Consider the following 13918-nt stretch of genomic DNA (forward strand, 5'->3'; position numbering starts at 1 on the left):
TTTGGCATCATCGAGATACCATGCGTAACATTCACTTCTTCTCAGAGGATACAGATTTTCAACTCAAGCAAAAGGGGGCCGTAAGGCATTGGCTCTCAAATTCTGTGGTAGCCGAAGGCTTCCGGACCGGTGAGATCAATATCATTTTTTGCAGTGATCCCTACTTGTTAGACATCAACAAACAATACCTAAAGCACGACACGTATACCGACATTGTAACGTTCGACAGCAGTGAAAAAGAAAACGTTGTTGCAGGGGATATTTTCATCAGTGTCGACCGTATACGCGAAAATGCTGCTAAGTTTGGGGTGCCCGAACGAGACGAGCTGCACCGGGTGATCATCCATGGTATCCTTCACCTTTGTGGATACCGTGACAAGAAGAAAGCGGATAAATTGCAGATGACGGAAAAAGAGGACTTCTACCTTGCCAAGCGGGTGTTTGTGTAACCTCGCTTTCGCATCCACGTATCGTAACATGATCCTGTGCATCGGCGGAACACATGCATCCAAGTTAGCATTTTCGGCTAAACAAAGTAGTAAACTAAGAAACGGTTTTGCCTCAAACCCCTTTGCCCTAAGATGCTTAACGGGTTCTTTTGCGATCCCGTTAAGCCGAAGTACATATTTCAATAATTCAATGAGCCGACTGAAGGCCGCTTCGGGGTAAGACCCTAGGCGTTAAAACCGTTCGAATTCGGAAAAGAAGAAGCTGCCTTCAATTTCCGCGTTCTCGTCAGAGTCAGAGCCATGTACGGCATTGGCTTCAATGGACTTCGCGTATTTATTACGGATAGTTCCAGGTTCGGCCTTCGCAGGGTCGGTGGCCCCGATAAGCTTACGGAATTCCTCAACGGCATTTTCTTTTTCAAGGATGGCGGCCACGATCGGACCAGAGGTCATAAAGTCTACCAGCTCACCGTAAAACGGGCGCTCTTTGTGTACTGCATAGAACGCCCCGGCGGTTTCCCGGGTCAGGCGAATGTATTTCATTGCAACGAGCTTAAACCCCCCAGCAATGATATCGTTCAGAATCGCTCCGGTGTGGCCATTGCATACCGCGTCGGGCTTGATCATGGTGAAAGTTTTGTTTGTCGTTCTTGCCATTTGGAAAAATTTGCGCAAAGGTAGGTATATTGCATTGCTTATGCAAGATGCGAGCGGCCGCTGGCCGCTCGAGCAATGACAGTCAAAAATATGATTATATTTACACCATGAACCAAAGCAATTCGCAAAGGCTGGCCGTGATTGCGTTCGCCTTATTATTTGTTGCCAATCCGTGTCGCGCACAGCGCGTGGCGCAGGCCGAAGAGGACCTTATGGCGATAATGGGTCGCCACCAAGCCATTGGACTGTCTGTGGCGGTAGTGAAGGGCAGCGATATTCTCTATAGCCGATCTTTCGGTCTGAAAGACCGGGAGCGCGGAGAACTGTTGAGTAGCGATGACCTCTTCCGCATTGCTTCGATATCGAAATCGTTCGTAGCTACGGGCATCATGCAGCTGGTGGATGAGGGAAAGCTTTCACTGGAAGATGATGTGAGCCGCCTTATCGGGTTCCGTGTACGTAATCCCGCCTATCCCGATTCGGTAATCACGTTGCGGATGATCCTGTCTCACCGATCCAGCATCAGCGACAAGGGCGGGTATTTCACGTTGGACGCGCTCAACCCGGAGAAGAACGCCGACTGGGCCAAAGCTTACAATACCTACGCACCCGGTATGGATTACCAATATTGCAACCTCAACTTTAACCTTGCAGGAGCGATCCTTGAAAAGCGCTCCGGCCAGCGGTTTGATCACTATATTAGACAGCATATTCTCGAACCGCTTGGGCTGTATGGGGGATATAATGTAGATGACTTAGATAGCCAGCGCTTTGTCACACTGTATTCATACAATGGTGAAGCCAACCGCTTTACGGCTTCCCCGGCAGCGTACCAATCGCGCGCAGAAGCAATCAAAGATTACGTCCACGGTTATAGCACCCCTGTCTTTTCGCCAACAGGCGGAATGAAACTCTCAGTGAATGACCTGGCGAGGTACATGATTATGCATATGCATTACGGCCAAGCCCGGGGGGTCCGTATTCTATCGGAAGAAAGTAGCCGCATGATGCAAGCGGTGCTCACTCCTAAGTCGGGCTACGGGTTGGCGCTACGCACCATAGACGACCTCATCCCCGGCAAGGCGCTTACCGGCCACGAGGGCATTGCATACGGCTTGTACAGCGCCATGTACTTTCAGCCCGAAGAGCAATTTGGCATCGTAGCAATTACCAACGGCTGTATTACCGGATTTAAGGATGACGTGATCAACGATTTTCTTAACGCGGTATACAACTGCCTGTACCATAATTTTTTGTTATAGCTGTCGGATTTTATATACCTTTGCAAAGGTATGGGCTATAACTTAAAGGTGACCATCGACAAAGATTCCGGGTTCTGCTTCGGGGTGGTGTATGCCATTGATATGGCAGAGGAGATACTCCAACAGGACGGACACCTGTATTGCCTTGGCGATATCGTGCACAACGATGAAGAGGTGAACCGCCTGAAGGCCAAGGGGCTTCGGATCATCAGCCATGAACAGCTGCCCGCATTGAAAAACGAAAAGGTACTCATCCGTGCGCATGGCGAAGCCCCTGAGACCTACCGCATCGCGCTCGAAAATAACATTACGCTTATTGATGCTTCCTGCCCGGTGGTGCTCAAGTTGCAGAACCGGGTGAAAACATCCTACGATCAGCAGGAGAAAATCCTGATCTACGGCAAGCATGGCCATGCGGAAGTCATCGGCTTACATGGTCAGACCAACGGCGACGCCATCGTTTTTCAGGATATAGCCGAATTGGACGGAATGGAATTGCCGGATAGTTTTACGCTTTACAGCCAGACTACCAAAAGCGTGGATAAGTTTTATGCCATAAAAGACGAACTGCTCAGCCGAGGGTATGATGTGAAAGCCAATGACACGATCTGCCGGCAAGTGTCAAACCGCTATGACGAGTTGGGCGATTTTGCCGCCCGCTTTGACAAGGTGGTGTTCGTGTCGGGCAAAAAGTCGTCAAACGGCCGGGTATTGTATGATGTATGCCTTCGTCGCAACGCTAACAGCTATTTTGTATCGGACTCTTCGGAACTGAAGCGCGAGAACTTCAGTCCGGGTGATACCGTCGGCATATGCGGCGCAACATCCACCCCGATGTGGCTGATGGAACAGGTGAAAGCTGCATTGGAAAAATTTTAATCGTCAAGTCATCTAAGCATCAAATTATCACTGTATTAAGGGTGCTCCCTTGATAAATTCGTATCTTTGCTGTCCATGAGTAAAGTGAAGAAGGGCGTATTGTTAATCAACCTCGGCACACCGGACAGTCCTGCTGTGCCGGACGTGAAGCGTTATCTTATCGAGTTTTTGATGGATGGACGGGTCATCGATATACCTGCTTGGCGGCGGACACTGCTGGTAAAGGGAATTATTGTGCCGTTCCGCGCGCCCAATTCGGCAAAGCTTTACCGGGAGATATGGGATAGCCAGACTGGTTCGCCTCTGCTGCATTACAGCAAAGTACAGCGGCAGCTGCTCCAGCAGCAGCTTGGCGCCGACTACCACGTGGAACTGGCCATGCGATATCAAAATCCGTCTATCCCTAAAGCATTGGCAAATTTGAAGCGGCTAAATGTGGATAGTATACGGATTGTACCGCTGTTTCCGCAGTATGCTTCGGCTACTACGGGGTCCGTAATCGAAAAGATAACGGAAGAGATAAGGGATTGGCCGACGTTTCCGGCGCTATCGGTGGCCAACCACTTCTATGATAACGAGTTGATGGTGGAGGTGTTTGTGGAAAACGCCAAGAAACACCGGCCGGAAACATACGACCATTTTCTCTTCAGTTACCACGGGCTGCCGGTGAGGCAATTACTTGATGTGGATGGTAGCGGCAAGCATGTTTGTGACCAAGCGGGTTGCCGGGAACGGATTGATGGGCTCAATAAATTTTGTTACGTGGCGCAGTGCTACGCTACCACGAGGCTCATCGCCGGGCGCCTTGACTTGAAAACGGACGATTATACCGTGTGCTTTCAGTCGCGGCTTGGCAAAACACCGTGGATACAGCCATACACGAGCGACGTACTGAAAGAGGCAGCAGCAAAAGGTAAAAAGCGACTGCTCGTGTTCAGCCCGGCGTTCGTAGCGGATTGCCTGGAGACCATCTACGAAATTGGCACAGAATATGCAACTGAATTTAAGGAGCTTGGCGGAGAAAAGGTGCAACTGGTGGAAAGCCTTAATGACCATCCCAAGTGGATTGCAGCACTGGAACAATTGGCGCGGGGAGAGCTGTCAGGGTGGCCGAAAAGTGAAAGTTTGACGTTATAAGATGATTGTTTTCAATACGTTTATATTACTCGTAATAGACTTCTATATTTACAAAGCGTTACGGGCTTCGTCGTTGAAATGGGCAAAAACCGCCTTGTTTTCGCGGCTATGGTGGACTTATAGTTTAGCCCTTGCCGGAGCGATGGTACTCAGCATCTACATCAGTATGCCATTGATGATGCGCTCCATTATTCTCGTCGCCTTTTTTCTGACGTTTGTCGCTAAATTTATTTATTTATTGGTTTTGCTTGCCGATGACATACGGCGGGGTGGGATATGGCTGAAAAGGCTGATTACTCCGAAGCGGGAACAGCTGGCAACGGCGGAAGCCCCACTTCCTGAGCGGCCGGTAAATGGTATCACACGGTCGGACTTTTTGACCAAAGCGGGCATTCTCGTCGCTTCGATCCCCATCGCGCCGATGGGTTGGGGAGTGATATCCGGCGCGTATGACTACAAAGTGCGCCGGCAGAAGCTTTATCTGCCCAACCTGCCCCGTGAGTTTCACGGCATAAAGATCGGGCAGTTGTCCGACATCCACTCCGGGAGTTTTTACAACAAGGTAGCGGTGCAAGGCGGGGTGGAGATGCTATTAGCGGAAAAGCCGGATGTTGTGTTCTTTACGGGCGACCTAGTAAACCACCTGGCCAAGGAGATGCGCGATTACCAGGATATTTTTTCCAAGGTTCAGGCTCCTTTGGGTGTTTATTCCGTATTGGGTAACCACGACTACGGTGACTACCATTTCGGTCCGGAGGCGTCAACGGCGAAAGCCAAGAACTTTCAAGACCTGAAAGACACCCATAAGGTGATGGGCTGGGACCTGCTGCTCAACGAGAACCGGAGGCTTCGCGTGGATAATGAGGAAATCGGTATCATCGGTGTGGAAAACTGGGGTACCGGACGATTTCCGAAGCACGGCCGTCTTGATCAGGCCCTTATAGGTAGCGAGGAGATGCCGGTAAAGCTGCTGTTGTCACACGATCCCTCGCATTGGCGGGAAGAAGTGTTGTCAAGACCTGACGTGGACGTGATGTTTGCAGGCCACACCCACGGCATGCAATTCGGCGTACGCATCGGCAATATCAAATGGAGTCCTGCACAGTACATTTACAAGGAGTGGGCAGGGCGGTATCAGGAAGGTAAACAGCAGCTTTATGTCAACACTGGATTCGGATTTCTGGGCTATCCAGGACGCGTGGGTATCTTACCTGAGATCACGGTTTTCGAATTGCTAAAGGGCGAGAACCCGAAACGGGGCAACGCCTAACCGTTTTACATCACTGCTCAGTTGTGTTCCAGTAAATTTTCAGGTTGTGGGTATCCCGTCCTGCGGCTATGATATCCAGTTTACCATCACCATTCAGATCGGCTACGACCAGATCTTCGCAGGCCATATCTCCGATGTCTACTGCACGGGTTGTCCAAGCCTCCCATAATGCGTTGAACGGTATATACAGTTTAATCCCCACGTGTCCGGATTCATTCGGGTTGCGCCAACCCGCCACTACTTGATCCCGGCCAAGGCCATTGAAATCAGCGACAGCTAAGGCGTGACCTTCATTTAGTGTCTCATCCAATATTACCTGTTCAGCTCGGTTGATTTTAGGGATGCCTGCACGCGGCACATATGCGGTAAGTATGTTGCCGTGCAACGGCCCGATGCCTGCCAACAGCGGAGTGTTGTTTCCCGCACTTCCTACGCGAACTTCGCTGAATCCGTGGCCCTTTATCAGCCAACGATTGCCGTGGACCCTCCACTTGCCCCTGGAATATGAGAAAGCTTTCACCCCCTCTTTGCCAGCGATATAGATGCATTCGTTTCCACCATCGTCGTGTACGTCGAGGTTGTGTGTGAGATGCATGGATTCATCGATGACCCAATGCCGCCACGGCTGGCGCGGATTGTCGGGTTTTTCGTAAGCGATTACTGTGGCCCCTTTGCCTTCGCCGTGCTGATTGCCCCGGCCGTGAAGCGGTAACACAATGAGGTGGTATCTTCCTTCCTCGGCTTTTGCCCAGCGCATGCGGTGTACGGTAGGCTCATGGTGCAGTTTAACGGGGGTCCATCGTTCCGTGGGGTCGGCCGGCCGGATGAGGTAATGCACGGACCCGGACTTCGCGGTATCCACCGTTTCTCCGGGATTCCATTGGGCGCCTACGGCTACTTCCACCTTTCCGTCGCCATCGATGTCTCGCGCCGCAATGCACACATTGTCGTGTTCGGTCAGGTTTTCCACCATGACAAACTTCTTCCAGTCCCCATTCCGATACCAGACGAATTGCTTTTTATCGGCCAACAGGATATCGGGTTTGCCATCGCCATCGACGTCCCCGATGGCAAGCCCGTATCCGATGGATACCTGGTCATCTATTAGTTGCTGTTCAAAAGAGGGGTACGATTGGGGTGTATAAAACAGTAAGCTAAGTCCCAAAAAAAGATCGCTCATGTCAGTTTGATTTTTCCTACAACAATGATGGCGTCCACTTGGTTTGCCTATACATCATGAAGTTATTTCCAAATGGACTTTGCGCCGAACACCTCCAAGTTTTTTACTTCAATGTTGTTGCCCCAGAAGTGAAAGCCCTCTTTGTTGTTGCCGTCAGGCGTCCGCTGCATGGAATAGGAATACGCCCCACCGTCGATAAATACCTCGATATTGGTTCTGTCGATGTAGATATCGGCTGAAATCTCCATACTGGTCATGTCCTCTGGTGAATAGAATACGCCGTTCAGCATGTTGTAATTAAGGTCGTAATCCACTATGCGTTGACCGAACAGATTCAATCCGGCGTTGGTCGCATGCGACAGTTTAAAGGTGGTTTTTATCCGCAAGCAATCAGCGTCATCAAATTGGTCCATTAACCGATTCGCTTTATCAGACGTCAGGTTTCTCCATTGCTGCATCGGCATGAAAAGCCGTTCAGTTTCCTTCACTGGCACATTGAACAAACGCGGGCCGTCTTTCGTGGTACGGAGGGTCAACTCGGTTGGCAGCAGCATCATGCCGTTAAAGGGCATACCAGGGTGGTCTATGCGGCCCCAGCCGATCTGGACACGCCGGCCGTCCGGCATATTGTTAAATGTTTGAGCGGCATATATGGAACCTGTAGTATATTGATATTTCCCCGCGTCCGGCCTAAACACCTTGCCGTCAAAGGAACCCAGCATATAGGTTCCGGAAGCGCCGTACATGACCCATTTGGTGTTGCTGGGGTTGCCGTCTATCGGAAGATCAAACAGCTCTGGACATTCCCAGAAGCCAGTGACATGGCTTTCATAATTCCACTCTTTTAGGTTGGTAGATGTATAGATGGAGTGCCCATCCCGTTCGTTAAGCACCATCACCCAGTGGCTGCCCGGTTTATACCAGAACACTTTCGGGTCGCGTGTGTCCTTGCTCTTCCATTTGTGTTTTGAGTCGATAACGGGATTTACTTCATCCTTGGTGAACGTACGCCCGTTATCGAGGCTGTAAGCGATGCATTGCACCTGCTTTTCGGCATTATCAGCGGTATAGGCAACAATCATTGCGGGTACACCACCTTGGTTGTAGCCCGCTGTATTGTTATAGTCAATGGCCGCAGAGCCCGAGAACATGGTGCCTAAGTGATCTGGAAATAATGCAGTCGGCAGTTCCTGCCAATGAATCAGATCTTTGCTGACGGCGTGTCCCCAATGCATGTTTTCCCATTCCCGCTCATAGGGGTTATGCTGATAGAAAAGGTGGTATTCTTCATCATGATAGACCAACCCGTTGGGGTCGTTAATCCATCCACGTTGTGATGTGAAGTGAAATTGCGGACGGTTGCTTTCATTGTACAGGCTGTCTTGTCCAGCGATGGTATCGGCTTGGTAAATTTTACGCAGTCCATGTTGGTTGCCCTCATAGGTGATCTTCATTGTTTTGCCTTTTAAGTCGGATACATCCTTGAACACCCAGTAGTCGGTCTCTCCAGCGGCAAGCCGTATGACAACAGAAATGTGGGGTTTGCCATTTATGTGAAAGGTCATTTTGCCTCTATCCTGCTGGTGTGATACCGGCAAGTTGAGGTATCTTTTAGTGATGTTGATCTCGATTTCGCCGGCGAATAGGAAGAAGTTTGCCAAAAGCAAAATACCGGTAGTAACCGTTTTGACTGTCGATAGTTTCATCAGCGTATGTTTAAATCATTTGTTTTATTTTGGCCACGGATTTGTTTATACAGCCGCTCTTGCTGAGTTGATCAGTGGGTGACTTCAATTTGTTTCCGCTACACGAAGGTATTCGTTTACCGGCGTATTTGCAATGCCCCGGCCTAACCGGTCAAAAAATCTGAGGCACGCCATTGCCAGTCCACTGAGCTCATGGCGTAACGCTTCACAACGAAAGTCCGGTTGTCCAATTGGTTGGCGCCGGCAGCTGACAAGCTGGTATGCTTTAGGAACAGGACTTTGGCAGATATTTTCTAACTTTGCGGATGAAAGACAATCTGACTTTATTTGGTGGAAAGGAATAAAGTAGTACTTTTATGGGTTTATCTAATAATTTGACCGTATTGATACGATGAAGCAAACCTTACTGATTGTTTTTTATAGTGTTTTTGTGTTGATGAGTGGATACACCCAGGAGCTATCAGCGTTTCAGAACGAGCGTTTGATTCACCGTGGCGACACACTGCCGTACCGCATATTATATCCCGAGGGTTATGATCCGCAGGAGAGCTACCCGGTCCTTTTCTTTCTGCACGGGGCTGGCGAACGGGGAAACGATAATGCGAGGCAGCTGGTTCACGGAGCCAGGCTGTTTTTGGCAGACAGCATCCGGCAGGCGTTTCCAGCTATCGTAATATTTCCTCAATGTCCGGCGGATTCTTACTGGAGCAACGTTGACATCCAATCTAACGCAGAACTGGGAAAGCGCGAATTTTATTTCCGTACCGGAGGCAAGCCGTCCAAGGGGATGGCGCTGTTTCTGCGGCTGGTGAAGCAAGTGTTGAAAGACGAGCCTGTAGATAAACAGCGGATTTATATCGGTGGGCTATCGATGGGAGGAATGGGTACCTATGAAGCACTACGGCGCAAACCCAAGTTATTTGCCGCTGCATTTGCGATTTGTGGGGGAGACCATACGGCCAATGTGCGTAAGTACGCTCATGTGCCGCTATGGATATTTCACGGAGAGCAGGACGATGTTGTTCCGGCGACTCACTCGCACGCCATTGTGTCTGAACTTCGGCGTTTGGGTGCAAGCCCTAAAGCTACATTCTATCCGACGGCCAACCACAACAGCTGGGATCCGGCTTTTGCCGAGGCTGATTTGCTTCCCTGGCTGTTTAGCCACAGCAAAAAGTAAGCACGTATTGTAACACATGGTGGCCTATGGGGTCTAATCATCTGTAAAACTGCTCTGAGATGCCGGTAAAAATGTCCAATGGGGAGAATGTCAAGCTGTCGCTGCAAGCCATCAGCAGTAATAAGCTACGGACGTTTCTGACAGCGCTGATCATTGCCATCGGCATTACTGCGCTCGTGGGCATCCTGACCTCGATTGACGCGATCAAAAGCTCACTTACCGATTCTTTTTCGGCGATGGGTTCCAACTCGTTCAACATCCGCAACAGGGGAATCAATGTGCAGATCGGCGGAAGCGGTACCCGGCCGAAGCAATATCCACCCATCACCTACTATCAGGCTAAGACCTTCAAAGAGCAATTTGACTATCCGGCGGTTGTCTCGCTGAGCACCTATGCTTCGTTTGGCGCAACTGCAAAGTATAAGAGCGAACAAACCAATCCTAATATCAATGTGCTGGGCGCGGATGAAAATTATCTGCAAACAGCAGGATACAACTTATCGTTAGGGCGCAATTTCTCACTGCGCGAAGTCGAATACGGCAGCAATGTGGTTATTGTCGGTTCGGAGATTGTAAAAAGGTTATTTAAGAAGAATGAGGAACCGCTCGACCAATTTATTACCATTGGAAATACTCGTTATTCAATAATCGGTGTCTTGGAAGACAAAGGGTCGAGTGCCGGCTTTGGTGGCGATAAGGCTTGTATCATCCCGTTGGTGAAGGCCCGCTCTGTGATGGCGTTGGGCACTCCTTCGTATACCATCACGGTGATGGCGTCCAATCCGCAGCAAATCGAATCGGCGATCGGCGAAGCTACGGCATTGTTCCGCAATATCCGTGGCGCCAGGGTAGGGCAGGAGACTAATTTCGAAATCACCAAGAGCGATGCTGTCGCCCAAATATTGATTGAAAGTTTGACCTATGTCACACTGGGAGCTATCGTCATTGCGCTGATCACGCTTATTGGGGCTTCAATCGGGTTGATGAATATTATGTTGGTTTCCGTGACAGAGCGCACTCGCGAAATCGGAATCAGGAAAGCCATTGGCGCCACGCCGAGCGTTATCCGCCGTCAATTCCTCACCGAAGCGGTGGTGATATGCCTAATGGGGGGCTTTGCCGGAATATTCCTGGGCATATTAATCGGCAATATTCTTGCGGTCGTGATGGGGGCCAGCTTTATCGTCCCCTGGAATTGGATCACGCTGGGTGTGGTGGTTTGTGTCGGCGTAGGAATGATTTCGGGGTATTATCCTGCGTCAAAAGCCTCCCGGCTTGACCCGGTGGAGGCATTAAGGTATGAGTAGTAAGAGTAAGATCTGCCGGGCCTATCTTGAGCCATGATCCATTCCGTTGTTGTGGCTGCTATGCAGATGTTATGAATGCAAATACGCTTTCAAGAACTGTGCTGTATGAGTATCCGCATTTTCTGTCATCGCTTCGGGGGTACCTTCAAATATAAGGTCGCCGCCCTGGTCACCGCCCTCCGGCCCGATGTCGATAATCCAGTCAGCGCTTTTAATCATGTCCATGTTGTGTTCGATGACCAGTATGCTATTGCCTTGCGCGATAAGTGCACTGAATGAGTTCAGCAACTTTTTGATGTCGTGAAAATGGAGTCCGGTGGTGGGCTCGTCAAAGATAAACAGCGTGTTTTTGCTCTGGTTGCCTTTAATTAGAAAAGATGCCAGTTTGATGCGCTGGGCTTCGCCGCCGGACAGCGTGCTTGACGACTGACCGAGTTTCACGTAGCTGAGCCCTACGTCTGCGAGTGGTTGCAACTTAGCCAATATCTTGGGCTGATCCGTAAAAAAATCAAGCGCTTCACTTACGCTGAGCTCTAGGATATCCGAAACATTTTTCTCTTTCCACGTGATGTCGAGGACGTGTTGTTTAAAGCGTTTGCCTCCGCATGACTCGCAGGGAAGCACAATGTCCGCCATAAACTGCATTTCGATTTTCACTTCGCCTTCTCCTTGACATGCCTCGCAGCGTCCACCTTCCACGTTGAAGGAAAATGCGGCGGGTTTCAGTCCCGCGGCTTTAGCCGCAGGCTGGGCACTGTACAACGTACGGATTTCGTCCCATGCCTTTACATAGGTTACCGGATTGGATCGCGACGAGCGGCCGATGGGATTTTGATCTACCAATTCGACGCGCTCCACCCGCTGGATGTCGCCCTCGATACCGTCGTATAAACCAGTTTGTTCGCCCGAATAATTACCAAGAGCTTTTTGGAGCGCAGGGTAAAGGATGCGCTTTACGAGGGACGTCTTTCCCGATCCTGAAACTCCCGTTACGACGGTAAAGACATTGAGTGGGAACCGCACGTCGATGCCTTTAAGATTATTTTCACGCGCTCCCTTGATGACCACGGCGTCGTGCCATTTTCGGCGGCTTGCAGGCACCGGAATTCGGTCTTTACCACTCAGGTATTTGCCGGTAAGGCTTTTGGTATCCTTCAGCAACTCTTCATAGGTGCCATCGAATATCAATCGGCCGCCGTTCACGCCCGCCTCTGGTCCGATGTCGATGAGGTAATCGGCTGCCTGCATCATCTCCTGCTCATGCTCAACAACCAGCACGGTATTTCCTGCATTACGCAAGGATTTGAGCACGCTGATGAGGCGTTGGGTATCCCGGGGGTGCAATCCGATGCTCGGCTCATCGAGCACGTAAATTGAGCCTACCAACGAGCTGCCCAGTGAGGTGGCGAGGTTGATGCGCTGAGATTCGCCCCCCGACAGGGTGTTCGAAAGCCGGTTGAGCGTAAGGTAGCTCAGCCCTACATCGGTGAGGTACTGCAGGCGGTTGCAAACCTCCGTAAGCAGGCGCTGCGCAATTTTGGCGTCGTTTTCCGGCAATTGGAGGCTTCGAAAGAAATCCAGCGCGGCATCAAGGGGCATCAGCACCACATCTGAAATGGATTTTCCGGCTATTTTCACATAAGCCGCGTCTTTGCGCAGGCGCGTACCCTTACATTCGGGACAATCTGTTTTCCCCCGGTAACGGGATAGCATGACGCGGTACTGTATTTTGTAGGTCTGCGTTTCCAGCTCTTCAAAGAACCGGTTCAGCCCATCGAAATATTGGTTTCCCGTCCAGAGTAATTCCTTTTGGGCATCGGTGAGATCGCGATAAGGCCGGTGAATCGGAAAGTCGAACCGGGTCGATGTGCGCAATAGCCGCTGTAACCATTCACCCATTTTTTCGCCGCGCCACGGTGCAATGGCGCCATCGTATATTGACCGGCTTTTGTCGGGAATAACCAGGTCTGGGTCTATGCCGATGATGCGGCCATATCCTTCGCAGCGTTTGCATGCACCGTAGGGGTTGTTGAAGCTGAAAAAATTGGGTGTTGGCTCCTCAAACGTAAGGCCGTCTAATTCGAAGCGGTCAGAAAACGTGTGAACCGTTCCGTTTTCATCTACGTGGCAATCGCCTTTTCCTTCAAAGAAAGCCGTCTGTACAGAATCTGCAATGCGGCTGGCTGTATCTTCCTCGCCGTCTATCGCAATGCGGTCAATCACAATCAGGAGATCTCCAAGTTTGGCCGGCCGGTTTTCAACCGCCGGGTCTTCCAGCAGGGCCTCGATTTTATGTATTGTGCCTTGGTGAATGACCCGTACAAACCCCTTTTGCAACAGGATGGCCAGTTCTTCTTTAAGCTTACGGTTGTTGGTGGGGTGCAAGGGTGCAGTAATGGTCGTCACCGTGCCATTGGGTAGCTTGGTAGCGAAACTGGTTACCGACGTTACCGTGTCCTTCTTTACCTGCCCGCCGGAAACGGGAGAGTATGTTCGGCCGATACGGGCATAGAGCAGTTTTAGGTAATCATAGATTTCGGTGGAGGTTCCCACGGTAGAACGTGGGTTGCTGGTGATTACGCGTTGCTCAATGGCGATGGCCGGTGCGATACCTTTAATGTAGTCCACCTCCGGTTTGCTCATCCGCCCCATAAACTGCCTGGCGTAAGACGAAAGGCTTTCCACATAGCGGCGTTGCCCCTCCGCATAAAGCGTGTCGAAGGCCAACGAAGACTTTCCCGAGCCGGACATGCCTGTGATGACCACGAGTTTGTTTTTGGGAATGGCTACGTCCACATTTTTGAGATTGTGTACACGTGCACCTTTAATGATGATATGTGTTTTGGGGTCGAGCGTTGCTGTATTCATATATGGGATATACAAGTCCGCCG

11 protein-coding genes are annotated in these 13918 nt (G+C 50.5%); 7 read left to right on the plus strand and 4 right to left on the minus strand.

Annotated elements, in window-relative coordinates:
• Window positions 1-20: 20 nt before the first annotated feature.
• The gene (ybeY, locus tag ACFOET_RS06475; protein WP_379020769.1) at window positions 21-449 is read left to right on the plus strand and encodes an rRNA maturation RNase YbeY; all 429 of its coding nucleotides are present in this window, start codon (window positions 21-23) and stop codon (window positions 447-449) included.
• Window positions 450-680: 231 nt separating this feature from the next.
• Here ybeY and ACFOET_RS06480 read toward each other — a convergent pair whose 3' ends face one another.
• Window positions 681-1106 (minus strand): nucleoside-diphosphate kinase, encoded by a 426-nt coding sequence (locus ACFOET_RS06480; RefSeq protein WP_379020771.1) that lies wholly within the window; start codon window positions 1104-1106, stop codon window positions 681-683.
• 107 nt (window positions 1107-1213) lie between these two features.
• Between ACFOET_RS06480 and ACFOET_RS06485 the strand changes: the two genes are divergently transcribed.
• The 4 genes from ACFOET_RS06485 to ACFOET_RS06500 all read left to right on the plus strand — a co-directional run bounded on the left by ACFOET_RS06485 (window position 1214) and on the right by ACFOET_RS06500 (window position 5654).
• Window positions 1214-2368 (plus strand): serine hydrolase domain-containing protein, encoded by a 1155-nt coding sequence (locus ACFOET_RS06485; protein WP_379020773.1) that lies wholly within the window; start codon window positions 1214-1216, stop codon window positions 2366-2368.
• Window positions 2369-2398: 30 nt separating this feature from the next.
• The gene (locus ACFOET_RS06490; RefSeq protein ID WP_379020775.1) at window positions 2399-3247 is read left to right on the plus strand and encodes a 4-hydroxy-3-methylbut-2-enyl diphosphate reductase; all 849 of its coding nucleotides are present in this window, start codon (window positions 2399-2401) and stop codon (window positions 3245-3247) included.
• Between the two features lie 75 nt (window positions 3248-3322).
• Window positions 3323-4384 carry a ferrochelatase gene (gene hemH / locus ACFOET_RS06495; RefSeq protein ID WP_379020777.1) on the plus strand — a complete coding sequence of 354 codons (1062 nt, stop codon included), beginning with the start codon at window positions 3323-3325 and terminating at the stop codon, window positions 4382-4384.
• Between the two features lies 1 nt (window position 4385).
• Complete coding sequence (locus ACFOET_RS06500; RefSeq protein WP_379020779.1) at window positions 4386-5654, plus strand: metallophosphoesterase; 1269 nt, start codon at window positions 4386-4388, stop codon at window positions 5652-5654.
• Between the two features lie 10 nt (window positions 5655-5664).
• Here the strand turns inward: ACFOET_RS06500 and ACFOET_RS06505 are convergent, their stop codons facing one another.
• Together ACFOET_RS06505 and ACFOET_RS06510 are read right to left on the minus strand one after the other, a co-directional pair.
• Window positions 5665-6834, minus strand: a complete 1170-nt coding sequence (locus ACFOET_RS06505; protein ID WP_379020781.1) for an FG-GAP repeat domain-containing protein — start codon at window positions 6832-6834, stop codon at window positions 5665-5667.
• Between the two features lie 62 nt (window positions 6835-6896).
• Window positions 6897-8540, minus strand: a complete 1644-nt coding sequence (locus ACFOET_RS06510) for a glycoside hydrolase family 32 protein (protein WP_379020783.1) — start codon at window positions 8538-8540, stop codon at window positions 6897-6899.
• A gap of 391 nt (window positions 8541-8931) precedes the next feature.
• Here ACFOET_RS06510 and ACFOET_RS06515 point away from each other — a divergent pair, with 391 nt between their 5' ends.
• Together ACFOET_RS06515 and ACFOET_RS06520 are read left to right on the plus strand one after the other, a co-directional pair.
• Complete coding sequence (locus ACFOET_RS06515; RefSeq protein WP_379020785.1) at window positions 8932-9720, plus strand: carboxylesterase family protein; 789 nt, start codon at window positions 8932-8934, stop codon at window positions 9718-9720.
• Window positions 9721-9779: 59 nt separating this feature from the next.
• Window positions 9780-11027: an ABC transporter permease gene (locus ACFOET_RS06520; protein WP_379020787.1), complete on the plus strand. Its 1248-nt coding sequence runs from the start codon at window positions 9780-9782 to the stop codon at window positions 11025-11027.
• A 69-nt stretch (window positions 11028-11096) separates the two neighbouring features.
• On the opposite strand, the gene uvrA is transcribed toward ACFOET_RS06520, so the two are convergent.
• The gene (gene uvrA, locus ACFOET_RS06525; protein WP_379020789.1) at window positions 11097-13895 is read right to left on the minus strand and encodes an excinuclease ABC subunit UvrA; all 2799 of its coding nucleotides are present in this window, start codon (window positions 13893-13895) and stop codon (window positions 11097-11099) included.
• Between the last annotated feature and the right edge of the window lie 23 nt (window positions 13896-13918).

It is taken from the genome of Parapedobacter deserti, assembly GCF_042646065.1.
Classification (GTDB): Bacteria; Bacteroidota; Bacteroidia; order Sphingobacteriales; family Sphingobacteriaceae; genus Parapedobacter; species Parapedobacter deserti.